The organism is Nocardia terrae (genome assembly GCF_009760405.1).
Taxonomy (GTDB): Bacteria; Actinomycetota; Actinomycetes; order Mycobacteriales; family Mycobacteriaceae; genus Nocardia; species Nocardia terrae.
The window spans coordinates 343,665-369,102 of the sequence record NZ_WRPP01000004.1 but is presented as its reverse complement, the minus strand read 5'-3'; the positions used below and the strand labels follow the sequence as shown (position 1 = coordinate 369,102).

Here is a 25,438-nt window from a genome sequence, read left to right as displayed (position 1 = left end):
CCAGTACCGAACACAATACGGAAGTTGAAACGGAAGCTTCGCGCCACGACACGCGGAATCGGCGTCTTCACAACACATTCGCGCGATGTTTCACATGAAACATCGGCGGTTGCCCGGCCCCTCGCCGCCGGGAGCTTCGTCAGTGACGCTTCGAGCCGCTGGTGCCGCGTCCTCCGGCTTTCCGCTCCGCGCGGCGCTCGGCCCGTGCCAGACGCTCGGCGCTGATGACGAAGGTGGGCGTCTCCAGCACTCCCGCACCGCATTCGAGAACCTCCGCGTGGCCCGCCCCCGCCTTGGTCAGGTCGTCGCGATCGCGCTCGAGTTCCTCGGCCGCGCTGATTCCCTTGAGGGCCAGCATCCGTCCGTGTTCGTGAACCAGCGGCATGGACCAACCCGCCAGCTTCGCCAGGGGAGCGACCGCGCGGGAGGTGACGATGTCCGCGCCGCCCGCCTCCTTCTTCACGCCCGCCTGCTCGGCGCGCCCGCGCACGATGAGCACATTGTCGAGTCCGGCCTCCGCGACGAACTCGGCCAGGAAGACCGTCCGGCGTAGCAACGGCTCCACCAAGGTGATCCGGAGATCGGGCCGCGCGATGGCGAGGGGGATGCCGGGAAGCCCGGCCCCGCTGCCGATATCGACCACGCGCACGCCGTGGGGGATGAGGTCACCGATCACCGCGCAGTTGAGGATGTGCCGATCCCACAGACGGGGGACCTCACGCGGACCGATCAATCCGCGCTCGACGCCCGCCGTGGCGAGCGCGGTGTAGTAGAGCCGAGCCTTGTCCAACCGATCCCCGAACACCACCGCGGCCGCAGCCGGAGGTTCGACCGGACCGGGTGCGGTCATCTCGGTCTCTTGTTCCACGTGAAACATCCCTTCCGAACGCCTTGCCCCCGACTGAACTTCACTTCCCCCGAACTACCCGTCTTCGGATAAGAGTAGGGCCCCCGGTCATCTCGATCCGGGGGCCCTGCCTCATGTGTTCCGCGTGTCAGGCGGGGAGCACCACCACGCGGCGGTTCGGCTCCACACCTTCGCTCTCGCTCACCACACCGTCGAGCGCGGCCACGGCATCGTGGACGATCTTGCGCTCGAACGGGGTCATGGGGGAGAGGGCTTCGCGCTCACCGGTTTCCAGCACGCGCTTGGCGGCCTCGGTGCCGAGCGTGCTCAGCTCCGAGCGACGGTTTGCACGCCAGCCCGCCACGTCCAGCATGAGCCGGCTGCGGACACCGGTCGCCTGCTGCACGGCCAGCCGGGTCAGTTCCTGGAGCGCGTCCAGGACCTCGCCGCGACGACCGACCAGCTTCGACAGATCCTTGCCACCGTCGATGCTCACGACGGCGCGGTCGCCCTCGACATCGAGGTCGATATCGCCGTCGAAGTCGAGCACATCGAGCAACTGCTCGAGGTAGTCGCCGGCGATCTCACCCTCTTCGATGAGCGCTTCCTCGGCGTCGGTCGCGTCCGGTGCCGCCGTCGCAGCCGTCACAGTGGGATCCCCTCCGTCGGTTTCAACAGTCATGGTTGTTTCCTTCATCTGGAGTTGTAAGTCTCAGCGACGGCGCTTCTGGTTGGCGCGGCCCCGGTTCCCGGACCGCTTCTTGGAACCCGCGGGCTTGGCACCCGGGGCGGGCTTGGCACCGTTGGTGGAGGCCTGCGGCGCATCGGTCTTCGCGTCCTCGACACCGTCGACGGGCGCGTCCTCGACCTTGCCCGTCTGCTTCTTGCGAACGTCGACCGGCTTCGCGCCCGGCTTCGGGGCGTTCTGCGCGCGGCGCTCCAGCGCGATCCGCTTCTTCTCCTCGTCTTCCTTCTCGATCTTGCCGAAGACGAGGTGCTGCTGTCCGTAGGTCCAGATGTTGTTGGACACCCAGTAGATCAGGATGGCGACGGGCAGGAACGGACCACCGACCATGACGCCGAGCGGGAACACGTACAGCGCCAGCTTGTTCATCATGGCGGCCTGCGGCTGAGCCGCGGCCTCCGGCGACTGCCGGGCCACCGACGCACGCGCGTTCATGTGGGTCGCGATGCCGGCGATCACCATGAGCGGAATCGACACCGCGGCGATGGCGACCTTGCTCGGCATGCCGCCCCAGTGGGCGTACGACTCCAGCTGCGTCATGGGCTGGGTGATGAACGACGACAGGGGAGCGCCGAAAAGCCGTGCGGAGAGGAAGGACTGAACCTCCGCGGGGCTGAAGATGTAGTTCGCGGTATTCGCGTTCTGCTCCGCGGTCATGCCGTGGGTGGCGCCGAAACCGGCGAGGCCGCTGCTGCCGCCGACACGGTTGAACGACCGCAGCACGTGGAACAGACCGATGAACACCGGCACCTGCAGCAGCACGGGCAGGCAGCCCATGAGCGGGTTGAAGCCGTGTTCCTTCTGCAGCTTCTGCATCTGGACCGTCATTTCCTGACGGTCGTTCTTGTACTTCTTCTGCAGTTCCTTGATCTGCGGCTGCAGCTCCTGCATCTGCCGGGTGGTGCGGACCTGCTTCACGAACGGCTTGTAGAGCACGAGCCGCAAAGTGAACACGAGGAACACCACGGCCAGTGCCCAGGCGAATCCACTGTTCTTGCCCAGCACATACCCGAATGCCTGGTGCCAGAACCACAGAATGGCCGACACCGGGTAATAGATGAAGTCGAGCACGGCTCTATGCACTCCCGTCGTTCGTATCGCCGGTCACCGCGGGCGATGACCCTTCACAAGCTGATGCCGCGTGCCGGTGCTTGCGCTCCGGCACGGGGTCCCACCCACCAGGGTGCCAGGGCGCACATTTCGCCAATCGGACGGTCGCCAATCCGAGTCCGACGAACAGTCCGCGGGTGCGCAACGCCGTCACCGCGTACTCACTACAGGTAGGAGTGAAGCGGCACGTAGGCATGCGGGTGGGGGAGATATAGGTCCGATACAGCTCGATGAGGAATATCAGAGCTTTGGCCGGGAACCGGGCAGCCGCGCGCAATGGGTTCATGAGTTGTTCTCACACTTCATGATTCGCGCCGACGGGAAGGGTGCCGAGCTTGCGCAGGCCGCTCCGCAACTGCCGCAGCAGCTCGTCGGAGGGCGCGTCGGCGGCACCCGGGAGGGCGCGAATGACAATGTCCGCGCTCCCGGGCAATTCATCCGTCAGGCTCGCGCAGATATGACGCAGGCGGCGGGCCACCCGGTGGCGTACCACCGCCGGACCCACCGCCTTGCTGACGATCAAGCCGAAACGCGGACCGCCCACCCGGATCACCGGGGTCGGTCCGCTGGCTTGTTCGTCGTGTAGCAGTACGTGCACAACGAGGTCCCGTCTCCCGATCCGCCGGCCCTGGCGCACCGTCCGGGAAAAGTCGGAGCGCCGGTGCAGCCGGTAGGGCTCAGGCAGCACCTGAGCGTCCAGCGGAATGCGGGCGGATGGGGGACCGGAGACCGGACGGCGAGTCGTTCATACGACGCCGCATCCGGGGTTACCGAATCAGGCGGTCAGCTTGGCGCGGCCCTTGCCACGGCGCGCCGACACGATGGCGCGACCCGCACGGGTGCGCATCCGGAGACGGAAGCCGTGGACGCGCGCCCGACGACGGTTGTTCGGCTGGAACGTCCGCTTGCCCTTGGCCACGGTCAACACTCCTCTAGGTGGTGGACGTCCGGTGACGCCCGAAGTTTGTTCGGTGAAACGGTGCTCTCGACGGACGGGAGTCCCTCGGCGCAATACCCTTGTCGGCACGGGCAGCAGACAGCCGCCACCGCACCATAGGGTGACTGTAGAAGGGTACTTACCCCCTGGACGAGGGTCAAACTCGGGGGTAGGGCACCGGTTTTGGCTGAGCACGGCGGGATTGGATCGATCGTTCCGCGCGCCGCTTGCTGGGGGTTCGTGTCGCGGGGGCCGCTTCGTGTACGGTCCTTTCCAGGCATTCGACGTACTGCCGAGGCGCCGCGGTTGACTTTGCCAGCTGATAGCTGAGAACCCGCAGGTAAGCGCCCAAATCGACGAATCAGACACGCGGTGGCGTGTATCCCCAGGTTTTCCACATCTGTGGATAATTGTGTGGAAAGACCCCTGGAGTGGCATATTCGTAGGGCCGACGGTTCCGCGCCGACGCCCGGTGACTGGGGGGATCCGAGCAGCGCATCCCGTCTGCTCCAATCGACCTACATCCGGGGAGGACTGCGTTCGTGGACGACGAGCAGAATGTGCTGACGGCTGTCTGGCCGGAGGTGATCGCCGAGTTGGCGAGCGGCTCCACGGACGGGGAGATCCAGCCGGTCAGCAAGGCTCACAAGGCGTGGCTGAACACTATCGAACCGATCACCTTCGCGCAGGGATTCGCGCTGCTCTCGGTGCCGGGCACGATGGCGCAGGTCACGGTCGAACGCGATCTGCGGGAGCTCATTCTGCGATCCCTGGCCCGCCGCGGTCTGCAGGTCGAGGGCCTGGGCGTGCGCATCCGCGCGCAACAGAATCCGCCGGCCGGTCGCTCGGGCAATACGCCGCGGCACGCGCGCATGACCTCGCGCCCCGAACGCCCCCGCGAACCAGAGCCCGCACCGCCGTCGTATCAGCCCGAACCGCCGGTGGCCGAGCGTCCACAGCAGATGTATCAGGCTCCCCAGGAGTACGCGGCCCCCCGCTACCTTCCTCCCCAGGATTACCCGGCCGAGTACGACGACCGGGATGCTTATCCACCGGTGGAATTCGGCCAGCCACAGATGGCCGAAGAGTTGCCGATGTCCGCGCCCGAACGTCCTATGCCCGGCGGCGAGCCGCCCGCGCCGCCCCGCCGCCGCGAGAACCACCGCAGCGCGCCCAAGCCGCCCGGACAGGAATCGCTGTTCTCCCCGGAACCCGACGACGAACCCGCGCGGCCCGCTCCCCAGCGCTACGCCGACGAACCCGCGCCCCGGTACTCGGACGAGCCGCAGCGCTACGCGGATGAGCCCGCGCCGCAGCGGTATTCGGAGGAACAGCGGTATTCGGAGGAGCCGGCCGCGCGCCGGCCGGTCGACGAAGCCCACGACGACGAGCCGGTCGTCAATGTCCGCAACTCGTGGCCGACCTATTTCAACAGGACGCCCGAGCGCGAACCCGCGCCCGCCGCGTCCTCCTCGGCCAGCCTGAACGCCAAGTACACCTTCGACACCTTCGTCATCGGCGCGTCCAACCGCTTCGCGCACGCCGCGGCGGTGGCCATCGCGGAGGCCCCCGCTCGCGCCTACAACCCGCTGTTCGTCTGGGGCGCTTCGGGTTTGGGCAAGACGCACCTGCTGCACGCGGCCGGGCACTACGCCCAGCGGCTGTTCCCCGGCATGCGGGTGAAGTACGTCTCGACCGAGGAATTCACCAACGACTTCATCAACTCGCTGCGTGACGACCGGAAGGTGGCGTTCAAGCGCCGCTACCGCGAGACCGACATCCTGCTGGTCGACGACATCCAGTTCATCGAAGGCAAGGAAGGCATCCAGGAGGAGTTCTTCCACACCTTCAACACCCTGCACAACGCCAACAAGCAGATCGTGGTCTCCTCCGACCGTCCGCCCAAGCAGTTGGCGACCCTGGAGGAGCGGCTGCGCACCCGCTTCGAGTGGGGCCTCATCACCGATGTGCAGCCGCCGGAGCTCGAGACGCGCATCGCGATCCTGCGCAAGAAGGCGCGCATGGACCGCCTGGACGTGCCGCACGATGTGCTCGAACTCATCGCCAGCCGGGTCGAACGCAATATCCGCGAGCTCGAGGGCGCGCTGATCCGGGTGACGGCCTTCGCCTCGCTGAACGGTCAGGCATTGGATCTGTCGCTGGCCGAGGTGGTGCTGCGGGATCTGATGCCCGATTCCACCACCATGGAGATCACGGCGTCCACGATCATGGCCGTGACCGCTGAGTACTTCAACACCACGCTCGAGGAGCTGACCGGTCCGGGCAAGGCCCGGCCGCTGGCGCAGGCCCGGCAGATCGCCATGTACCTATGCCGCGAACTGACCGACCTGTCGCTGCCGAAGATCGGTCAGGCCTTCGGCCGCGACCACACGACGGTCATGTACGCCGACAAGAAGGTGCGCAAGGAGATGACCGAGCGCCGTCGGGTGTACGACCAGGTTCAGGAACTCACAGCCCGAATCAAACAGCGTTCACGCTGATCCACAGTCCACAGGCCCCCATGTCCTCTGACGTGGGGGTCTTTTGTTTCGGCGGGTGTGGATTCCTCGAGGAGTCCTCGAGGATGGGTTGGGGATTCCTCGAGGATTCCCACTGTTGTCCACGGGTTTGCCCCCAGGTCGCCACTCACACTGGTGCACAGGTGGTAGTGCACAGTTCCCACAGGTGAATTCATCCTCGAGCGCTGACCAGCCCGGATGCGCTCGAGCCCTTGTGGATTCCTCGAGGAATCCCTGTCAGCTCCTCGAGGAATCCTCGAGGTAGTCCCCGGTTTCATCCTGATGTTGGCTACCGGGCCTGGAATGGGGGAGCAACTCGAGGATGGCTCGAGGATCAATGTGGAGGAGTGGATCGACTCCACAGCCACTCGCCGTTCATCCTCGAGCCACCCAAACGACATCCACACGACACCGCACGCCCGGACCTGGGTAAACGGGCGAAGTCCACAGAACTAACAGGACCTACTACTACTTCAGTTATTCATCTAGAGAAGGCTCTTCTAAAACAGGGTGTGTGGAAACTCGGGTTGGGGGAGCACGGTCCGATGGGCAGTCCCTCCCCACCCGATCGGGAGGCAAGGAGAAGGAGGGATCCGGATCCGGACTCATCGGATCGCCCGGAGGGTCGACGTTGGTCGTCGGGGCGCTCGCGGGTACGGTTCACTGTCAGTCCCCTGTGCTTGACTGCGTAGGCGGCTGATTCAGATCAGCAGAGTTCACCAATCCACTGGGAGAGGACAGACCGGGCGATGGAGCTTGCAAGCATGAAGTTTCGGGTCGCCCGCGAGGACTTCGCCGAATCCGTAGCCTGGGTGGCCCGCAGCCTGCCGTCGCGGCCGCCGGTTCCCGTGCTCGGTGGCGTGCTTCTCGTGGCTGACGAGGATGGCCTGACGGTCTCCGGCTTCGACTACGAGGTCTCCGCGCAGATGCGCGTGGCCGCCGAGGTCGCCGGTCCGGGCCAGGTGCTGGTGTCGGGCCGCCTGCTGGCCGATATCACCAAGGCGCTGTCCAACAAGCCGGTGGACGTGTCCGTGGACGGCACCCGCGTACTGATCGCCTGTGGCAGCGCCAAGTTCTCCCTGCCGACCATGCCGGTCGAGGATTACCCCCAACTTCCCGAGCTTCCTCCCCAGACCGGTGAGCTCGCCGTGGATCTGTTCTCCGAGGCCGTCTCTCAGGTGGCCGTGGCCGCGGGTCGCGATGACACGCTCCCCATGCTCACCGGTATCCGCGTCGAGATCGAGGGCCCCAAGGTGGTCCTGGCCGCGACCGACCGCTTCCGGCTGGCGGTGCGCGAGCTCGAATGGCAGCCCGGACGCGCCGATGTGGAGACCGCGGTGCTCGTCCCGGCCCGCACCCTGTCCGAGGCCGCGAAAACCCTCGGTGCGTCCGATCAGCCGGTGCAACTGGCCTTCGGCACCGGCACCGACGGCCTGCTCGGCATCGTGAACGGCGGCCGCCGCACCACCACCCGCCTGCTCGACGCGGAATTCCCCAAGTTCCGCCAGTTGCTCCCCAAGGAGCACACCTCCCTCGCGACCATCACGGTGAGCGCGCTGACCGAGGCCATCAAGCGTGTGGCCCTGGTGGCCGAGCGCGGCGCCCAGGTGCGGCTGGAGTTCTCCGAGGAGGGCCTGCTGCTCTCCGCCGGCGGTGACGATGCCGGTCGCGCCGAGGAATGGCTCGAGGCCGAGTTCCGCGGTGAGCCGCTGACCATCGCCTTCAACCCCGGCTACCTGCTCGACGGCCTGTCCGCCGCGCATTCGGACCGGGTGACCTTCGGCTTCACCACCCCCAGCCGCCCGGCGGTCTTCCTGCCCGCTCCCGAGGAAGAGCCCGCCCAGCTGGAGTCGGGCGCCTTCTCGGCGCTGTCGGGCAGCTACATCTACCTGCTGATGCCGGTGCGGCTGCCGGGCTGATCGAGCATCGGACGACACACCTGTGCACAGTGTTGACAAACCTGTGAAAAATTCGGCGCGCGTAGCGGATTCGCTGCGCGCGTTCGAGTATCCCCAGGCGGGGCCGTTATTCGATCCGCTCCCGGGCATGCCCGGCGTGATCGGTCAGGGCCCGGAGGAGGCAGCCTGCGTAACCACGCAGGGCCCCCGATCATGCCGAATAGATAGGGCCTAGTCGGATGCACGTGCGAGCGCTGTCGCTGCGCGATTTCCGCTCCTGGGAGGCCGCCGAGCTCGAACTTTCAGCCGGTAGAACGGTTTTCCTGGGTTCCAACGGGAACGGCAAGACCAACCTGATCGAGGCCCTCGGCTACTTGTCCACACTCGGTTCACACCGGGTGGCGGCCGATGCCCCGCTCATCCGGATCGGTGCGCAGAAGGCCCGGGTCGGTGCGACGGTCGTCAATGCCGGTCGCGAGCTCCGGGTGGATATGGAGCTGAATCAGGGCACGGCCAATCGCGCCCAGATCAATCGCTCCCCGGTGCGGCGGCCACGGGAGATCCTGGGGATTCTGCAGACCGTCCTGTTCGCCCCGGAGGATCTGTCGCTGGTGCGCGGGGATCCGGGGGAGCGGCGGCGATTCCTGGACGAGCTGGCCACCGCCCGGCTGCCGCGGCTGGCCGGCGTGCGCGCGGATTACGACAAGGTGCTGCGGCAGCGCTCGGCACTGTTGAAAACCGCTGGGCGCAATGCGCGTTCGGGCAACCGGGGTGCGGAGATGGGCACCCTCGACGTGTGGGACGGGCATCTGGCGGTCCACGGCGCGGTGTTGCTCGCACAGCGCCTGCGGCTGGTGCACGAGCTTTATCCACATCTTGCACAGGCTTATTCAGGTATCGCTCCCGAATCCCGGCCCGCCACAATCGCTTACCGAAGTGCGAGTTTGCCGCCGGAGTACCTCGATCCCGCGCGTTCTCCACAGCCTGAGGACGAACGGGAACTGGAGGCAATCCTGTTGCGGGAGTTGGCCGCCGCCCGTCCCAAGGAGCTGGAACGCGGCGTTTGCCTGGTCGGTCCGCATCGTGACGATCTGGAGTTGATGCTGGGTTCGGCTCCCGCGAAGGGTTTCGCGAGCCACGGCGAATCCTGGTCCTTCGCGCTGGCGCTGCGACTCGGCGCGTTCGAGCTGCTGCGTTCGGCCGGCACCGATCCGGTGCTGATCCTCGACGACGTGTTCGCCGAACTGGATCGCCGCCGCCGGACCGCGCTGGCCTCCGTGGCCGCCGGGGCCGAGCAGGTGTTGATCACGGCCGCCGTGCCCGAGGACGTTCCCGCCGAACTCGAGGCCGTGCCGATGCGTGTGGAGACCACGGGCGAGGCCGACCGCCGCGCGTCGCGGATAGCCGAGTCGGCGTCCATGTGACATCACCATCGTGTTCGGCGAGTCCGTCGGTGGGATGCGGCAGAATCACGTGACGAACCGAGGGTGATCACCAGATGTGGAAGGAGTTGTGGATGGCTGTGCCACCGGAAGCCGACGACAGCACGCCTCCTCAGAGCAATCCCGCGACCGCTGGTCCCGAACCCGAGCTGCGCGGCGTCGATCTCGCCCGGCGCGCCCTCGAGGAGGCGCGCGCCGCGGCCCGTGCGGCCGGAAAGTCGGTGGGTCAGGGCCGGGCCTCCCCGCGCAAGGGCGGTGTCCGGGCGCTGCGCCGTCGCTCCGGCTGGTCGGGTGCGCATCCGGACGAGCGTGATCCACAGACCCTTTCGGCCCTGGCCATGCAGTTGGCGAAGGGGCGCGGCTGGTCCGGCAAGGTCGCCGAGGGCACGGTCTTCGGTCGCTGGGCCACCGTGGTGGGGGAGGACATCGCCTCGCATGCCACACCGATCTCGCTCGAGAACGGCATCCTGAGCATTCAGGCCGAGTCCACGGCCTGGGCGACTCAGCTGCGCATGTTCCAGTCGCAGATTCTGGCCAAGATCGCGGCCGCGGTCGGCAACGGCGTGGTCAAGCAACTCAAGATCAACGGCCCGACCGCCCCGAGCTGGCGGCACGGAGATCGGCACGTCAAAGGCCGGGGCCCGCGCGATACCTACGGATAGATCTTGTTTCACGTGGAACGTTTCGGAGATCGTCGCGAACCCTCGCGCAAACGGCCTTCCCGCTGCCCTCGCATCGCCCGCTGACGGTCCTGGAACCCCCCGCACCCATAACGGGTCATATCGCGAGTCGATTTCATGACCGTACGGCTCACTCAGGGGTGTCATAGGTGGGTTCTCTGTCGGTCGTACCAGTAGGATGTAGGAGTAACTAGCGGCGATACCTCCCGGCGCGTTCCGCAGCGCCCGCGCGTGAGCCCCCGTAATTCTCGAGCAGACACCGTCTGGCACTCGAGCAGACCAGTGTCTGAGGGCTCCACGCGTGCCACGCGCAGTGCCGGGAGGATCAGCAAGTAAGGAGAGCTACCCACCAGTGGCTGCCAACGACTCCAACGCAGAAGGCTCGACCCCGCCCAAGAACGGCAAGCCGTCGAATTACGGTGCTGAGTCCATCACCGTCCTCGAGGGCCTCGAGGCCGTCCGTAAGCGTCCCGGCATGTACATCGGTTCCACCGGTGAGCGCGGTCTGCACCACCTGATCTGGGAGGTCGTCGACAACTCCGTCGACGAGGCCATGGCCGGGTACGCCTCGCGGGTCGATGTCACGCTGCTGGCCGACGGCGGCGTGGAGGTCGTCGACGACGGCCGCGGTATCCCGGTCGCCATGCACGCGCAGGGTGTGCCCACCATCGAGGTGGTCATGACGCAGCTGCACGCCGGCGGCAAGTTCGACGGCGAATCGTATGCGGTGTCGGGCGGTCTGCACGGTGTCGGCATCTCGGTGGTGAACGCGCTGTCCACCCGCCTCGAGGCCGACGTGGACACCGACGGGTACCACTGGACCCAGGAGTACAAGGACTCCAAGCCGGGCAAGCTGGTGCAGGGCGGGCCGACCAAGCGCACCGGCACCACCATCCGGTTCTGGCCGGACCCGGAGATCTTCGAGACCACCACCTTCAGCTTCGAGACGGTGGCGCGGCGTCTGCAGGAGATGGCGTTCCTGAACAAGGGCCTCACCATCACGCTGACCGATCAGCGGGTGGCCGAGGGTGACGTCACCGACGAGGTGGTGAGCGAAACCGCCGAGGCCCCCAAGCATCTCGACGAGAACGCCCCGGCCGCGACGCCGAAGATCAAGACCCGCACCTACCACTACCCGGGTGGGCTCGAGGACTACGTCAAGCACATCAACCGGACCAAGACGCCGATCCACAACTCGATCGTGTCGTTCACCGGCAAGGGCACCGGCCACGAGGTCGAGGTCGCGATGCAGTGGAACTCGGGCTACTCCGAGTCCGTCCACACCTTCGCCAACACCATCAACACCCACGAGGGCGGCACCCACGAGGAGGGCTTCCGCGCGGCGCTCACCACGGTGGTGAACAAGTACGCGAAGGACAAGAAGCTCCTCAAGGAGAAGGACGGCAACCTCACCGGTGACGACATCCGCGAGGGCCTGGCCGCCATCGTGAGCGTGAAGATCGCCGACCCGCAGTTCGAGGGCCAGACCAAGACCAAGCTCGGCAACACCGAGGTGAAGTCCTTCGTCCAGCGCACCTGCAACGAGCACATCTCGCACTGGTTCGAGGCCAATCCGGCCGATGCGAAGACCATTGTGCAGAAGGCGGTTTCGTCGGCGCAGGCCCGTGTCGCGGCGCGCAAGGCGCGAGAGCTGGTGCGGCGCAAGTCCGCGACCGATCTGGGTGGCCTGCCGGGCAAGCTGGCCGACTGCCGCTCCAAGGATCCGAGCAAGTCCGAGATCTACATCGTGGAGGGCGACTCCGCCGGTGGCTCGGCCAAGTCCGGCCGCGACTCCATGTACCAGGCGATCCTGCCGCTGCGCGGCAAGATCATCAATGTGGAGAAGGCGCGCATCGACCGCGTGCTGAAGAACACCGAAGTCCAGTCCATCATCACGGCTTTCGGCACCGGCATCCACGACGAGTTCGATATCGCCAAGCTGCGGTATCACAAGATCGTGCTGATGGCCGACGCCGACGTCGACGGCCAGCACATCTCGACGCTGCTGCTGACCCTGCTGTTCCGCTTCATGCGCCCGCTGGTCGAGCACGGTCACGTGTATCTGGCCATGCCGCCGCTGTACAAGCTGAAGTGGCAGCGCTCCGAGCCGGAATTCGCGTACTCCGACAAGGAGCGCGACGGGCTGCTCGAGCGCGGCCTGGCGGCCGGCAAGAAGATCAACAAAGACGACGGCATCCAGCGCTACAAGGGTCTCGGTGAGATGAACCCGAAGGAGCTGTGGGAGACCACCATGGATCCGACCGTGCGCGTTCTGCGGCTCGTCACCCTCGATGACGCGGCTGCCGCGGATGAGCTGTTCTCCATCCTCATGGGTGAGGACGTCGAGGCTCGGCGCAGCTTCATCACCCGCAACGCCAAGGACGTTCGCTTCCTCGATGTGTGATCGGGACACCCCGAGCCGGGGGTAGGGGAGAAGGGGGCAAGGCCCCCAACCCCTTTCGGGGGCAAGCCCCCGAACCCCCGCTTCGGCCGCCGCATCCCGACCACCACAGACTTCCTACGGAGACCTATCTATGACTGAGACTTCGCTTCCGCCTTCGGGTGGCGACCGCATCGAGCCGGTCGACATCCAGCAGGAGATGCAGAACTCCTACATCGACTACGCCATGAGCGTGATCGTGGGCCGCGCGCTGCCCGAGGTGCGCGACGGCCTGAAGCCGGTGCACCGGCGCATCCTGTACGCGATGTACGACAACGGGTATCGGCCCGACCGCGGTTACGTGAAGTCCGCGCGCCCGGTCGCCGACACCATGGGTAACTACCACCCGCACGGTGACACCGCGATCTACGACACCTTGGTGCGTATGGCCCAGCCGTGGGCGCTGCGCTACCCGCTGGTCGACGGTCAGGGCAACTTCGGTTCTCGCGGCAACGACGGCGCGGCCGCCATGCGTTACACCGAGTGCCGTCTGACGCCGCTGGCGATGGAGATGCTGCGCGAAATCGACCACGAGACGGTCGATTTCATTCCGAACTACGACGGTAAGACCCAGGAGCCGACCGTTCTGCCGAGCCGGGTGCCCGCCCTGCTCATGAACGGCTCCAACGGTATTGCCGTCGGTATGGCGACGAACATCCCGCCGCACAACCTGAACGAGCTGGCCGAAGCCATCTACTGGGCGCTGGACAACCACGATGCCGACGAGGAGGCCACCCTCGCCGCGTGCATCGAGCGCGTGAAGGGCCCGGACTTCCCGACCGCCGGCCTGATCGTGGGCACCCAGGGCATCATCGACGCCTACACCACCGGTCGCGGTTCGGTCCGCATGCGCGGTGTGGTGGAGATCGAGGAAGACAACCGTGGTCGCACCACGATCGTCATCACCGAGCTGCCGTACCAGGTCAACACGGACAACTTCATCAACGCGATCGCCGAGCAGGTGAAGGACGGCAAGATCGCGGGTGTCTCCGACATCCACGACGAGTCGTCGGACCGTGTCGGTCTGCGCATCGTCATCACGGTGAAGCGTGACGCCATCGCCAAGGTGGTGCTGAACAACCTCTACAAGCACACCCAGCTGCAGACCTCCTTCGGCTGCAACATGCTCTCGATCGTCGACAAGGTGCCGCGGACGCTGCGCCTGGATCAGATGATCCGGCTGTACGTGAACCACCAGTTGGAAGTCATCATCCGGCGCACCCGCTACCTGCTGCGCAAGGCCGAGGAGCGGGCCCACATCCTGCGCGGTTTGGTGAAGGCGCTCGACCAGCTGGATGCCGTGATCGCCTTGATCCGCCGCTCGGCCGACACCGAGACCGCGCGCACCGGCCTGATGCAGTTGCTGGAGATCGACGAGATCCAGGCGACCGCCATCCTCGACATGCAGCTGCGTCGCCTGTCGGCCCTGGAGCGTCAGAAGATCCTCGACGAGTTGGCCAAGATCGAGGCCGAGATCGCGGATTTGAACGACATTCTGGCCAAGCCGGAGCGTCAGCGCGCCATCGTCCGTGACGAATTGGCCGAGATCGTCGACAAGTACGGCGACGAGCGCCGCACCAAGATCATCGCGGCCGACGGCGACGTCCAGGACGAGGACCTGATCGCCCGCGAGGACGTGGTCGTCACCATCACCGAGACCGGTTACGCCAAGCGCACCAAGACCGACCTGTACCGCTCGCAGAAGCGCGGCGGCAAGGGCGTGCAGGGCGCGGGTCTCAAGCAGGACGACATCGTCAAGCACTTCTTCATCACCTCGACCCACGACTGGCTGCTCTTCTTCACCAACAAGGGCCGGGTGTACCGGGCCAAGGCGTACGAGCTGCCCGAGGCCAACCGCACCGCGCGCGGCCAGCACGTGGCCAACCTGCTGGCCTTCCAGCCGGACGAGAAGATCGCCCAGGTCATCCAGATCAAGTCCTACGAGGACGCGCCCTACCTGGTGCTGGCCACCCGCAAGGGCCTGGTCAAGAAGTCGAAGCTGACCGACTTCGACTCCAACCGCACCGGCGGCATCGTGGCGGTCAATCTGCGCGATGAGGACGAATTGGTCGGCGCGGCACTGTGTTCGAAGGAAGATGACCTGCTGCTGGTGTCGGCGCACGGTCAGTCGATCCGCTTCAACGCCAACGACGAGGTGCTGCGCCCGATGGGCCGCGCCACCTCCGGCGTGCAGGGCATGCGCTTCAATGCCGACGACGAACTGTTGTCGCTCAATGTGGTTCGCGACGAAGAGGGCATCTACCTGCTTGTCGCGACCGCGGGTGGGTACTCGAAGCGTACGGCCATCGACGAGTACACGGCGCAGGGTCGCGGCGGCAAGGGCGTGCTGACGATTCAGTACGACGAGAAGCGTGGCAGTCTTGTCGGTGCGCTCATCGTCAACGACGAGGATGAGCTGTATGCGATCACCTCGGGCGGCGGTGTCATTCGCACGCTCGCGCACCAGGTTCGCAAGGCCGGGCGGCAGACCAAGGGCGTGCGGTTGATGAACCTGGGCGAGGGCGATACTTTGCTCGCGATCGCTCGGAACGCGGATGAGCCCGACCAGGTTGCCGAAGATGACACCAGCGGTTCGGCGAAGCAGTAGTTTCACCACAGCAGCGGCGGCACACACGGATCGAAGGATTCACCATTGACCACGAATCAGCCGAATGACCAGCGCGGTCATGCCAATGGCGTGACCGAGAGAATCGCCCCGTCCCCGATTCCGCCGCGGCCCATTCCGCGGACCGGCGGGGGCGACGGCGCTTCGTCGCAAAATCCCGAATTGTCGGACCAGTCCGGCGAATTCGGGCCGGAAGGTAACAATTCGGCAGAGGCCGCCGCGGATTCCGCGGACGGACAGGGCGGTTCGCCCTTCCAGGAGGGTTGGTCGCAGCTGCCGCAGCGCGAGCCGCAGTCCAACCTGTACCGTCCGGGCCAGTCCGCGCCCACGCCGGGCAGCACCGGCAGCCTCAAGGGGAGCGGTGGCGGTCTGTCCGGCGGCGTCTCCAACGCGCGCACCACCGCCGACCTGGCGGCCAAGGCGGCGCGCAAGGAGGCCGCCATGGTGAAGTCCGTCGGCATCGACGGACCGACCCGCAGCATCGCCCGCCCGGAACTGGTCAAGGATCTGCCGGATCTGTCCGAACTGCGGCACCCGCTGCCGCCGCCGGAGCCGATCGCCCCGGCCGGTCCGGTCTCGCCGTCCGCCCCCGCGGCGGTGGCGCAGGCCGCGGCCACCGGTGAGCCGCTGCGGGCGACCGTGCAGCTGCGCCACATCGACCCGTGGTCCACGCTGAAGGTCTCGCTGGTGATCAGCGTGGCGATGTTCTTCGTGTGGATGCTGGCGGTCGGCCTGCTGTACCTGGTGCTGGAGGGCATGGGTGTGTGGGAGCGCCTGAACTCCACGTTCCTGGACTTCTCCGACAACTCCAGCTCGGCGCTCATCGACGCGGGCACGGTCTTCGGCTACGCCGGGGTCATCGGCCTGATCAATGTGGTGCTGCTGACGGCGCTGTCCACCGTGGGCGTGTTCGTCTACAACCAGTGCACCGATCTGGTCGGCGGCATCCAGGTCACCCTGGCCGACCCCGACTAGAACCGCTGTTTCGATCCGCCTTCACGGCCGGTCCGGGCTGCGCACCGCAGCCCGCTGACCGGCCGTTTTGGTTATCGACGGTTGGGTACGGTAATCTTCTGCCTCGTTCGAGTTACACACTCCGAACACCCACTAAGGGCCTATAGCTCAGGCGGTTAGAGCGCTTCGCTGATAACGAAGAGGTCGGAGGTTCAAGTCCTCCTAGGCCCACTTACAGGTAAAGATCGAACTGCCTTCCCAGGGGCCTTAGCTCAATTGGCAGAGCACTGCCTTTGCAAGGCAGGGGTTAGGGGTTCGATTCCCCTAGGCTCCACAATCAAGCCGCAGACCGTATGGTCTGCGGCTTGCGTCGTTCGGGCGCGGTTGTCATTCCAGTACTGTGGGATTCATGAAATTCGTTCTCACGCTCGTCGTGATCGCCGCCGTGGCCTTCGGAATCAGCAAACTGCGTCAGCGCAATGACGCCGATCTCTGGCATGAGGTCACCACTCGCTGAAAAACGCTGACGGTGTGCTGATTTCGTCCCTCGGGGACCTATCCGCGCACCGTCGCTTTTTGTTCGGCCCGTCCGGGCACTGCCCGTTACGGTGAATTCGTGAGTATCCAGCTGACCTTGCTTCCCAGCGTCGCGTTGCGTGGCGAGGAGGTCACCGGGCCGCGGGTGCGAGCGCTGCTGGCGGTGCTGGCCCTCGATCTGCGTGCCGGGAGCAGTGCTGCCGGACTGGTCGACGGGGTGTGGGGAGACGCGCTGCCGGACAATCCCGCCAAGGCCCTGCAGGTGCTGGTCTCCCGGACCCGGGCGCAGCTGGGAGCGGAGCTCATCGCGAGCACACCGACCGGCTACCGGCTCGCCCTGGAACCCGAACAGGTGGATGCCGCGGCCCTGGAGATCCGCGCGGCGGCGGCCGAACGACATGCCCGGGCCGGCGATATCGAGGCGGCCCTGGCCCAGGCCGAGGCCGGACTGGCGCTCTGGGACGGCGTCGTGGACGAATTGCGCGACTCGGCCGATCCGGTCGCCGAACTCCGGGTGGCGCGCCTGCCCGCCCGGCGCCGATTGGCCACCGTGCACGCGCTGAGCCTGGCGAGGTCGGGCCGCTACGCGGCGGCACTCGGACCGCTGCTCGAGATCGCCGACCGGGAGCCCCGCAACGAGGAGATCCTGGTCGAGGTGCTGCGCGCCGAGGCCGAGACTTCCGGGCCGGCGGCCGCGCTGGCCCGCTACGACGGCTATCGCCGGCTGCTTCGCGACGAGCTCGGAGTCGATCCTGGTGACGCGGTGCGATCCGTGCATCGGCAACTGCTGCGCGCGGGCGAACCACCGGTGCGCCAAGGCATTCGGCACGATCCGAACCCGCTGGTCGGCCGCGCGCGCGAGCTGGCCGCGGTGACCGGCCTGCTGCACGGCCACCGCGTGGTGTCGATCGTGGGTCCCGGCGGGCTCGGCAAGACCCGGATGGCGCACGCGGTGGGCGCGGCGGCCGAGCAGCGCTCGGTGTATCTGGTCGAACTCGCCGCCGTCTCCGAGGACGGTGCGGTCGCGACCGCGGTGGCCGCGGCGATCGGTGCGGGGGAGGCGGTCCCGGGTGCGGCGGTCGCGGGCATCGCCCGGAAGCTGGGCGCGGAATCGCTGCTGATCCTGGACAACTGTGAGCAGGTGCTCGGGGGCGCGGCCGAACTGGTGAGCGCGCTGGTGTCGCTGACCCGCGATGTCCGGGTGCTGGTCACCAGCCGGGCGCCGCTCGGGCTGAGCTCGGAAGCGGTACACCAGCTTCCGACCCTCGACGCGAGCACCGCGGCCGAGCTGTTCACGCAGCGGGCCCGCGCGGTCCGCCCGGATGCGGAGCTCCCGGAAACGCCGGTGCGGGAACTGTGCGCGGCCCTGGACGGCTTGCCCCTGGCGGTGGAGCTGGCGGCGGCGCGGGTGCGGGTGATGTCGGTGGCCGAGATGTCACGGCGGCTGTCCGACCGTTTCGCCCTGCTGCGCGGCGGCTCCCGCGATGCGCCGCAACGGCATCGGACCTTGCGCGCGGTGGTGGAGTGGAGCTGGAACCTGCTCGACGAATCGGGCCGCCGCGCCCTGCGCCTGCTCTCGATCTTCCCGGGCGGATTCACCGCCGAGGCCGGGAGCCGGGTCCTGGGCGAGGATCTCCTCGAAACCCTCGACACCCTCACTTATCTGGCCGACCAATCGCTGCTCCAGGTGAGCGAGGCCGCCGATGGCACCCGGTTCCGCATGCTCGAGACCGTGCGGGAGTTCGCGGCGGCCGAGCGCGGCGCGGCGGGGGAGGACCCGGCGGCCGAGCGGGAATTCCTGGCCTGGGCACGGGATTTCGGCCGCGCTCGCGTCCCGTACGTGTTCACCGCGTTGGCCGAGACCGTGGTCCTGCGCGCGGAACAGGACAATCTGGTGTACGCGCTCGGTCGCGCGCTGGAACTGGCGGACGCGCCGACGGTGGCCGCGCTGCGCGCCGTGCTGGGCTCGTACTGGTTCGTCGGCGCGCAGTACACGCGGGTCGGCGATATGGCGCGCGAATGTGCCTGGCTGCTCTCGCATTTCCGGCCCTCGGCCGAATTCGTGGAAGCCGCCCGGGCCGCCGCGGTCGTGGGTGCGGTCCACCATGCCATGCGGGGAGCCTTCGACGCGCGCTCACTGCTGGTGCTGCGGCGGCTGCCCGCCGCGCCGCCCGATACCCCGGTCCGCGCCATCGCCTCGGTGCTGCTCGCCGCGCCGGAACTGCTGGGTCCGGATCCCGAGCCGCTGCATCGCCTGTGCGACAGTGACATTCCGCTCCCGGCCGCACTCGGGCACCTGATGGTGAGCGTGCGCGCCGAACAGCTCGGTGACCGGGGCGCCGCGCTGGCCGCGGCCGAACGCATGCTGGCGGCCCTGGCCGCGGCGCCCGATTCCTGGCTGAACTTCCAAGCCCGTTGCCGTGTCGGCCATCTCGCGCTGCTGTCGGAACGGGCCGAACTGGCCGGTCGGGAGATCACCGCCGCCCTGGCCCAGACCGCCGGCCTGGGTCCGCGCCCGGATCGCGGTGACCTGCTCGTCGCCTCCGCCATGGCCGCCCTGCAGCGCGACGATCTCGAGTCGGCGCAGTCGTGGCTGGCCCAGGTTCCGGATCTCACCGATCTGTTCGTGCACCCCTACGCCCAGGTGGCGCAGGCCGAGCTGCGTTTGGCGCGAGGCGAGGTCGAGGACGGACTCTGGCGCTGGCGGGAGATCGCGAAACTGGTGTCCGGCAACGACAATCCCTTCTACCGGCCGGATCCGCGCGGGGTGCAGGTGTGGGCGCTGGAGGTGTGTTCGGCGGCGGTGATGGCCCACGCCCAGCACGATCGGACCGATCTGGTGGCCGAACTCGTGACCCGGCTGGCCGGTCAGGTGACGGCGCTGCTGGAACGCCCCTCGGATCAGCCGTCCGGCCACCTGGCCGAGTTGACGGCGTCCGGGGCCGCGCTGCTGGCCCTGGCCGCCGCGGATCTGGCCGGGGGACAGCGGGTTTCGGGCGCCCGGCTGACGGCCTTGGCGCAGCGGTTCGATCCGCCGCATCAGATCCATCCGACCATGGCGGGCCACCGTGCCCGCACCGCCGCCGAAAACGCCGATCGGGCGGCGTATCTCGAGGCTCGCTCGAGCTACGCCGCCCTGGGTGTGGCGGAATTGCGTTCGGCCGCACTGGCCGTCCTGCGGGAGCGCGTTACCGTCCCGGTTCGCGATTGAGCAGGGTGGTCGCGCCCCAGCAGGCGGCGGCCGCGATCCCCACGCACCAGGCGACGGCGATCCAGGCCTGATGCCCGACCGGGGTGCCCAGCAGCAGGCCGCGCAGCGTCTCCATCACCGGAGTGAAGGGCTGGTTGCGGGCGATCCAGCCGAGCCAGGCGGGCATGGAATCGGTGGGGACGAAACCGCTTCCGAAGAAGGGCAGGATCATCAGCAGCATGGGCAGGTTGGAGGCCATCTCCGGGTTCTCGCTGACCAGGCCCATGAGCACCGCGATCCAGGTGATGGCGAAGGTCAGCAGGGCCAGCATGGCCGCCGCCCCGAGCCAGCCGAGCGCGCCCGCCTCCGGACGGAATCCGACCAGCGCGGCGACCCCGAGCACGATGGTGACGCTGAGGAAGGTCTGCACCATGCTGCCGACCACATGCCCGGCCAGCAGTGACGGCCGGAAGATCGACATGGTGCGGAACCGGGCCACGATGCCCTCGGTCATATCGGTGCACACCGCGACCGCGGTGGCCGTCGAGGCGCCCGCCACCGCCAGCAGCAGAATGCCCGGGGTCACGTAGTTGACGTAAGCGCCGCGCCCGCCGGAACCTCCGATCCCGGCCCCCAGGGTGCCGCCGAAGACGTACACGAACAGCAGCAGGAAGATGATCGGCCCGATGACCAGCGGGATCGTCATCGACGGATAGCGAATGATGTGTTTGAGACTGCGCCGCACCATCATCGACGAATCGGTGAGTGCGTTCTTCACGGTGGTGGTGCTCATCGCACGGACTCCTTGGGCTGGCCGGTGAGGGCGAGGAAGACATCGTCGAGATCGGGTGTGTGGATGGACAATTCGGCCGCGCGCAGTCCGGCGGCGGAGAGCCGGCCCAGCAGCGTGTGCAGCGAGTCGACGCCGCCGTCGCCGGGCACCTGCAGGGTGAGTTCGTCGTCGTCGCGGGCGGAGGCCCCGAGCAGCCGGGCGGCGGCGTCGAGGTCACGCGGGTCGGTGAAGCGCAGGTTCACGTGTCCGCCGGGCACCAGTCGCTTGAGTTCCTCCGGGGTGCCCTGGGCGACGATCCGGCCGCCGTCGAGCAGCGCGACGCGGTCCGCGAGCTGGTCGGCCTCCTCGAGGTATTGGGTGGTCAGGAAGACGGTGGTGCCGCCCGCGACCAGTTCCCGCACCAGCCGCCACACCGCGCGGCGACTGCGCGGATCCAGTCCGGTGGTCGGCTCGTCGAGGAACAGCACTTTCGGGTCGCTCATCAGGCCCATGGCGATGTCGAGCCGCCGGCGCATGCCCCCGGAGTAGGTGGAGGCGGGCTTGCGGGCGGCGTCCACCAGGTCGAATTGTTCGATGAGAGCGACGGTTCGGCGTTTGCGTTCGGCGCGGCCGAGGTGGTGCAGGGTGGCCATCATGGCGAGGTTCTCCTCCCCGGTGAGCAGGTTGTCCACGGCCGCGAACTGCCCGGTCAAGCCGATGGCCGCGCGCACCGCGTCGGGTTCGGTGCGAACGTCGTGCCCGGTCACCCGGATCTCGCCGGCGTCCGCGCCGATGAGGGTGGACAGGATCTGGACGGTGGTGGTCTTGCCCGCGCCGTTGGGTCCCAGCAGCGCGAAGATGGTCCCGGCCTCGACGCGCAGGTCGATGCCGTCGAGGACGTGGTGGTCGCGGTAGGACTTGCGCAGTCCGGTGACGGTGATCGCCGGTGGGCGGGGGTGGTGGGTCATCGCGTCTCCCTCGGTTTCGCGACCGCTGCGGTCGCTGTCGAGAAGAAGAGTGCGGGCCCGCGGATTCACGGCGGTATCACCGCGGTTTCACCGGGTTGCACCGGCGGAACCGGCGGGCGAGTTCGCGACCGACTGTGACACGGAACAAGCGGAGGTTTAGCGCCCGGTCGAAGCCGTATGGTCGGAGGTATGGCGTCCACTGAGATCTCTGACCTGGTGCAGTCCGTGGTCGAGCCGTACCTGCTCAGCGGGCCGCGCAAGTACGACCGCGAACAGGTCGCGGAGCTGACCGGGCTGCCCAACAATGTGACCCGGAGGCTGTGGGTGGCGCTGGGTTTCCCGGCCGACCCGGACGACAAGGCCGTGGAGTACAGCGACTCCGATGTCGAGGCCGCCAGGACCTTCGCCAAGCTGCACGTGCTGGGCGGCGCGGACATTCATCGCCAGACCACCGCGGCCCGCACCATGGGCCGGTCCATGGCGCGCCTGGCCGAATGGCAGGTCGATCTGGTGACCGAGGAGATCCTGGACCGGATCGCGACCATCACCCGCGAACAGCCGGACATCGATCCGAAGGAGGCCGCGCGGCTCGCGACCGACGAGGTGGTCACCGAGTTCGAGACCTTGCAGCGCTACGCCTTTCGCCGGCACCTGGACGCCGCGCTGGCCCGGTCCCTGAACGGGGGCGCGGTGGCGGGGGACACCCTGCGGGAGCTCGCGGTCGGTTTCGCCGACATGGTCGGCTACACCCGCCTGACCCGCCACCTGGAGGCCGATGAGCTGTCGGCGTTGCTGGAGGCGTTCGAGACGGCAACCAGCAACGCGATCGTCGGCCATGGCGGCTGGGTGATCAAGAACGTCGGTGACGAAGTCATGTTCGCGGCCAATACCGCCGCCGACGGCGCGCGTATCGCGCTGGCCGTGCAGGAGGCCGCCATCGCCTCGCACGGCGTCACCCAGGAATTGCGGGTGGGCCTGGCCTACGGGGAGGTCCTGCAGCGCTTCGGTGATCTGTACGGCTCGGTGGTGAACACCGCGGCGCGGCTCACCGGTGTGGCGCGTCCGGGCACGGTGCTGGTCGATGACGGGGCCGCCGCGGAGATCGAGGATTATCCGGAATTCACGTTGCGGCATCTGGCTACGGTACGGGTGAAGGGCATCAATCGGCTGCACGGACATGTGCTGCGCCGCAATATGATTCGCCCTCTGGTCTGAGCCTTCCCGGGCATTGTGACCTGGCCCGGACATAGGGGCGGGCCTCGGCGAAGGGGGGGAGTTAGCCGAGGCCCGCGTAAGGTCGGCCCGGGGGGGAGGGGCCGACGGGAACGATCCTACGCGACGAATTCGCTTTGTGTGGCTATCGGGGCATCGCGTTCCAAGATTTTTTCGAGGAAAAAGTGTCGTACCCGAGTGGGACGATCGCATCGTGACCGAATTGCGTCCTTCGCCGAATTCGATTCGAGTAGCGCACTACTCGCGATCGATCGGGGTGATCGGGCGAATCATCGAATCGGTCGCATCCCGCACCGGCAACCCCGAGCACCGCCGGACCCCCAGCGGGATGCGACCGCTTCTGTGCGTGGATGTTTCACATCTGGAAAACGGGATGACCCGGGCACCCGATCCGGGCCATACTGACCGGGAGCGTCCGGTCTTGTTCGGTCATCTGTGCAGTTCAAAGCCATCGCGGCGAACAATCCACGAGACAACAGGAGGATCATGCCCGACGCAATAGTCGCCGAGGGTCTGGTCAAGAAGTACGGCCACCTGGTCGCACTCGACGGCCTGGACCTGTCCGTTCCCGAAGGCACAGTGACCGCCTTGCTCGGCCCCAACGGCGCCGGTAAGACCACCACCGTGCGGGTCCTGACCACCTTGTTGATCCCGGACGCTGGCCGCGCGACGGTCGCCGGGGTGGACGTATTGCAGGATCCCCAGCTGTTGCGCTCCCGCATCGGCACCTCCGGCCAGTACGCGGCCGTCGACGAATACCTCACCGGCTACGAAAATCTCGAGATGGTCGGGCGGCTCTATCACATGGGCGTGCAGCGCAGTAAGGAGCGCGCTCGGGAGCTGCTGGACCGCTTCCGTCTCGCCGACGCCGCCGATCGGCCGGTCAAGGGCTACTCCGGCGGTATGCGACGCCGCCTGGACCTGGCGGGCGCGCTGGTCGCGAATCCACCGGTGCTGTTCCTCGACGAGCCCACCACGGGCCTGGATCCGCGTGCGCGCCTGGATCTTTGGGATGTCATCGAGGAACTGGTGGCGGGCGGCACCACGCTGCTGCTGACGACCCAGTACATGGACGAGGCCGACCGGCTGGCCGATTCCATCGCGGTCATCGATCACGGCAAGGTCATCGCGGAGGGCACCTCCGACGAGTTGAAGGCACTGGTGGGCGGTGACCGCATCGAACTGGTCGTGGACCACGCCGATAATCTCGCCGTCGCACGCCAGGCGCTGGAAGGGCTGGCGCGCGGGGAGATTCGGCTGGAGCCGAGCCTGCGGCGCATCGTCGTCCCGGTCGAGGACGGTTCGCAGGCGCTGGTGGATGCCATCGAGCGGCTCACCAAACACGAGGTGGCCATTCACGATGTCGGTCTGCGGCGGCCCTCGCTCGACGATGTTTTCCTGTCGCTGACCGGGCACGAGGCCGAGGAACTGATCAACGGCGACCGCGACTCCGGCGAGAAGGTCGGGGGTGCGGCCCGATGAGCGCCACCCTCGCGGTCGCCGAGAAGCCCTCGCTCACAGAGCGACTGGTCATGCTGCTCAGTGACAGCCTGACCATCACCAAGCGCAATGTCATCAAGATCAAGCGGGTGCCCGACGTCCTGATCTTCACGACGCTGTCGCCGATCATGTTCGTGCTGCTGTTCGCCTACGTGTTCGGCACCGCGATCCAGGTGCCGGGCATGTCGGGTGGCTACCGGGAATTCCTGATCGCCGGCATCTTCGCCCAGACGGTGGTGTTCGGCGGCACCTTCACCGGGCTGAGCCTGGCCGAGGACATGCAGAAGGGCATCATCGACCGATTCCGTTCGCTGCCAATGGAACCCGCGGCGGTGCTGATCGGGCGCACCAGTGCCGACGTGGTGATCAATGTGGTGAGCCTGGTGGTGATGTCGCTGACCGGCCTGCTGGTCGGCTGGCGGATCCGCGGTTCGTTCCTGGACGCGGTGCTGGGATACGTGTTGCTGTTGCTGTTCGCCTACGCCGTCTCGTGGATCATGGCCGTGATCGGGCTGATCGTGCGCGCGCCCGAGGTGTTCAACAACGCGGTCTTCATGGTGATCTTCCCGCTCACCTTCCTGGCCAACACCTTCGTCCCGCTGGACAAGCTGCCCGCGCCGCTGAAGCTGTTCGCGAACTGGAATCCGGTGTCCGCCTTGACCCAGGCCACCCGAGACCTGTTCGGCAACACCAGCGCGCAGCTACCGGCGCCGGATGTCTGGTCCATGCGGCATCCGGTGGCCACCACCCTCATCTGGGTGGTGGTGATCCTGGTGGTCTTCGTGCCGCTGGCGGTGCGCCAGTACAAGCGCTCAGTGAGTCGTTGACAGAGACTCGGTGAGCCGCTGACAGAGACTCAGTGAGCCGCTGACAGATCCACACTCGGCGCGGAGCCGTTGCGCGAATAGCCCAGGCGCGGCGGCTCCGCGGCCGGCGCCTGCGGCTGCGGGCGCTTGCTCACGAAGAACGCGATGACGCCGCCCGCAATCGCGAAAAGGGCGGCCACGATGACCTTGTTACGAACGCTCCCCAGCTCCATC

At 67.3% G+C, this 25,438-nt stretch carries 21 protein-coding genes and 2 tRNA genes; 14 read left to right on the top strand and 9 right to left on the bottom strand.

What is annotated here, in order from left to right:
• Window positions 1–139 precede the first annotated feature (139 nt).
• From rsmG to rpmH, 6 genes are all read right to left on the bottom strand, one after another.
• Window positions 140–877, bottom strand: a complete 738-nt coding sequence (gene rsmG, locus GPX89_RS21825) for a 16S rRNA (guanine(527)-N(7))-methyltransferase RsmG (protein ID WP_407939451.1) — start codon at window positions 875–877, stop codon at window positions 140–142.
• A 118-nt stretch (window positions 878–995) separates the two neighbouring features.
• A complete protein-coding gene (locus tag GPX89_RS21820) occupies window positions 996–1,529 on the bottom strand; it encodes a Jag family protein (RefSeq protein WP_157389465.1) in 534 nt (177 codons plus the stop codon).
• A 30-nt stretch (window positions 1,530–1,559) separates the two neighbouring features.
• On the bottom strand, window positions 1,560–2,663 hold the full coding sequence (yidC, locus tag GPX89_RS21815; RefSeq protein ID WP_328602237.1) for a membrane protein insertase YidC: 1,104 nt from the start codon (window positions 2,661–2,663) through the stop codon (window positions 1,560–1,562).
• A gap of 4 nt (window positions 2,664–2,667) precedes the next feature.
• Window positions 2,668–2,988 (bottom strand): membrane protein insertion efficiency factor YidD, encoded by a 321-nt coding sequence (gene yidD, locus GPX89_RS21810; RefSeq protein WP_157389464.1) that lies wholly within the window; start codon window positions 2,986–2,988, stop codon window positions 2,668–2,670.
• 9 nt (window positions 2,989–2,997) lie between these two features.
• On the bottom strand, window positions 2,998–3,390 hold the full coding sequence (gene rnpA, locus GPX89_RS21805; protein ID WP_328602151.1) for a ribonuclease P protein component: 393 nt from the start codon (window positions 3,388–3,390) through the stop codon (window positions 2,998–3,000).
• Window positions 3,391–3,477: 87 nt separating this feature from the next.
• On the bottom strand, window positions 3,478–3,621 hold the full coding sequence (rpmH, locus tag GPX89_RS21800; protein ID WP_033085250.1) for a 50S ribosomal protein L34: 144 nt from the start codon (window positions 3,619–3,621) through the stop codon (window positions 3,478–3,480).
• Window positions 3,622–4,181: 560 nt separating this feature from the next.
• Here rpmH and dnaA point away from each other — a divergent pair.
• The 11 genes from dnaA to GPX89_RS21750 all read left to right on the top strand — a co-directional run bounded on the left by dnaA (window position 4,182) and on the right by GPX89_RS21750 (window position 19,946).
• Window positions 4,182–6,140: a chromosomal replication initiator protein DnaA gene (gene dnaA / locus GPX89_RS21795; RefSeq protein WP_328602150.1), complete on the top strand. Its 1,959-nt coding sequence runs from the start codon at window positions 4,182–4,184 to the stop codon at window positions 6,138–6,140.
• Window positions 6,141–6,907: 767 nt separating this feature from the next.
• Entirely contained in the window at window positions 6,908–8,077 is a 1,170-nt protein-coding gene (gene dnaN / locus GPX89_RS21790; protein ID WP_157389463.1) for a DNA polymerase III subunit beta, read from the top strand.
• 218 nt (window positions 8,078–8,295) lie between these two features.
• A complete protein-coding gene (gene recF / locus GPX89_RS21785; RefSeq protein WP_157389462.1) occupies window positions 8,296–9,480 on the top strand; it encodes a DNA replication/repair protein RecF in 1,185 nt (394 codons plus the stop codon).
• 92 nt (window positions 9,481–9,572) lie between these two features.
• Entirely contained in the window at window positions 9,573–10,160 is a 588-nt protein-coding gene (locus tag GPX89_RS21780) for a DUF721 family protein (protein WP_157389461.1), read from the top strand.
• 370 nt (window positions 10,161–10,530) lie between these two features.
• Entirely contained in the window at window positions 10,531–12,582 is a 2,052-nt protein-coding gene (gene gyrB, locus GPX89_RS21775; protein WP_328602149.1) for a DNA topoisomerase (ATP-hydrolyzing) subunit B, read from the top strand.
• Window positions 12,583–12,712: 130 nt separating this feature from the next.
• A complete protein-coding gene (gyrA, locus tag GPX89_RS21770; protein WP_157389460.1) occupies window positions 12,713–15,226 on the top strand; it encodes a DNA gyrase subunit A in 2,514 nt (837 codons plus the stop codon).
• A 90-nt stretch (window positions 15,227–15,316) separates the two neighbouring features.
• On the top strand, window positions 15,317–16,219 hold the full coding sequence (locus tag GPX89_RS21765) for a DUF3566 domain-containing protein (protein WP_407939478.1): 903 nt from the start codon (window positions 15,317–15,319) through the stop codon (window positions 16,217–16,219).
• Window positions 16,220–16,355: 136 nt separating this feature from the next.
• Window positions 16,356–16,429, top strand: a tRNA-Ile gene (locus tag GPX89_RS21760).
• Between the two features lie 30 nt (window positions 16,430–16,459).
• Window positions 16,460–16,532, top strand: a tRNA-Ala gene (locus GPX89_RS21755).
• A gap of 75 nt (window positions 16,533–16,607) precedes the next feature.
• Window positions 16,608–16,715: a DLW-39 family protein gene (locus GPX89_RS44720; protein ID WP_222932817.1), complete on the top strand. Its 108-nt coding sequence runs from the start codon at window positions 16,608–16,610 to the stop codon at window positions 16,713–16,715.
• A 99-nt stretch (window positions 16,716–16,814) separates the two neighbouring features.
• The gene (locus GPX89_RS21750) at window positions 16,815–19,946 is read left to right on the top strand and encodes an ATP-binding protein (RefSeq protein WP_198347534.1); all 3,132 of its coding nucleotides are present in this window, start codon (window positions 16,815–16,817) and stop codon (window positions 19,944–19,946) included.
• Here GPX89_RS21750 and GPX89_RS21745 read toward each other — a convergent pair.
• Together GPX89_RS21745 and GPX89_RS21740 are read right to left on the bottom strand one after the other, a co-directional pair.
• A complete protein-coding gene (locus GPX89_RS21745; protein WP_157389458.1) occupies window positions 19,924–20,718 on the bottom strand; it encodes an ABC transporter permease in 795 nt (264 codons plus the stop codon). The genes GPX89_RS21750 and GPX89_RS21745 overlap by 23 nt on opposite strands.
• Entirely contained in the window at window positions 20,715–21,665 is a 951-nt protein-coding gene (locus tag GPX89_RS21740) for an ATP-binding cassette domain-containing protein (RefSeq protein WP_157389457.1), read from the bottom strand. The genes GPX89_RS21745 and GPX89_RS21740 overlap by 4 nt, the downstream gene beginning before the upstream one ends.
• Before the next feature lie 189 nt (window positions 21,666–21,854).
• On the opposite strand from GPX89_RS21740, the gene GPX89_RS21735 reads away from it, so the two are divergent.
• The 3 genes from GPX89_RS21735 to GPX89_RS21725 all read left to right on the top strand — a co-directional run bounded on the left by GPX89_RS21735 (window position 21,855) and on the right by GPX89_RS21725 (window position 25,225).
• Window positions 21,855–22,880, top strand: a complete 1,026-nt coding sequence (locus tag GPX89_RS21735) for an adenylate/guanylate cyclase domain-containing protein (RefSeq protein WP_157389456.1) — start codon at window positions 21,855–21,857, stop codon at window positions 22,878–22,880.
• A gap of 504 nt (window positions 22,881–23,384) precedes the next feature.
• The gene (locus GPX89_RS21730; RefSeq protein ID WP_157389455.1) at window positions 23,385–24,380 is read left to right on the top strand and encodes an ATP-binding cassette domain-containing protein; all 996 of its coding nucleotides are present in this window, start codon (window positions 23,385–23,387) and stop codon (window positions 24,378–24,380) included.
• Entirely contained in the window at window positions 24,377–25,225 is an 849-nt protein-coding gene (locus GPX89_RS21725; protein ID WP_198347533.1) for an ABC transporter permease, read from the top strand. The genes GPX89_RS21730 and GPX89_RS21725 overlap by 4 nt, the downstream gene beginning before the upstream one ends.
• Window positions 25,226–25,254: 29 nt before the next feature.
• Here the strand turns inward: GPX89_RS21725 and GPX89_RS21720 are convergent, their stop codons facing one another.
• Entirely contained in the window at window positions 25,255–25,437 is a 183-nt protein-coding gene (locus tag GPX89_RS21720) for a hypothetical protein (RefSeq protein ID WP_157389454.1), read from the bottom strand.
• Window position 25,438: the final 1 nt, after the last annotated feature.

Excerpts from the sequence above, each read along its gene's own strand:
- rsmG (WP_407939451.1), bottom strand. The coding sequence starts at position 877 with ATGTTTCACGTGGAACAAGAGACCGAGATGACCGCACCCGGTCCGGTC.
- GPX89_RS21820 (WP_157389465.1), bottom strand. The coding sequence starts at position 1,529 with ATGACTGTTGAAACCGACGGAGGGGATCCCACTGTGACGGCTGCGACG.
- yidD (WP_157389464.1), bottom strand. The coding sequence starts at position 2,988 with ATGAACCCATTGCGCGCGGCTGCCCGGTTCCCGGCCAAAGCTCTGATA.
- dnaN (WP_157389463.1), top strand. The coding sequence starts at position 6,908 with ATGGAGCTTGCAAGCATGAAGTTTCGGGTCGCCCGCGAGGACTTCGCC.
- recF (WP_157389462.1), top strand. The coding sequence starts at position 8,296 with ATGCACGTGCGAGCGCTGTCGCTGCGCGATTTCCGCTCCTGGGAGGCC.
- GPX89_RS21780 (WP_157389461.1), top strand. The coding sequence starts at position 9,573 with ATGGCTGTGCCACCGGAAGCCGACGACAGCACGCCTCCTCAGAGCAAT.
- gyrA (WP_157389460.1), top strand. The coding sequence starts at position 12,713 with ATGACTGAGACTTCGCTTCCGCCTTCGGGTGGCGACCGCATCGAGCCG.
- GPX89_RS44720 (WP_222932817.1), top strand. The coding sequence starts at position 16,608 with ATGAAATTCGTTCTCACGCTCGTCGTGATCGCCGCCGTGGCCTTCGGA.
- GPX89_RS21745 (WP_157389458.1), bottom strand. The coding sequence starts at position 20,718 with ATGAGCACCACCACCGTGAAGAACGCACTCACCGATTCGTCGATGATG.
- GPX89_RS21740 (WP_157389457.1), bottom strand. The coding sequence starts at position 21,665 with ATGACCCACCACCCCCGCCCACCGGCGATCACCGTCACCGGACTGCGC.
- GPX89_RS21735 (WP_157389456.1), top strand. The coding sequence starts at position 21,855 with ATGGCGTCCACTGAGATCTCTGACCTGGTGCAGTCCGTGGTCGAGCCG.
- GPX89_RS21730 (WP_157389455.1), top strand. The coding sequence starts at position 23,385 with ATGCCCGACGCAATAGTCGCCGAGGGTCTGGTCAAGAAGTACGGCCAC.
- GPX89_RS21725 (WP_198347533.1), top strand. The coding sequence starts at position 24,377 with ATGAGCGCCACCCTCGCGGTCGCCGAGAAGCCCTCGCTCACAGAGCGA.
- GPX89_RS21720 (WP_157389454.1), bottom strand. The coding sequence starts at position 25,437 with ATGGAGCTGGGGAGCGTTCGTAACAAGGTCATCGTGGCCGCCCTTTTC.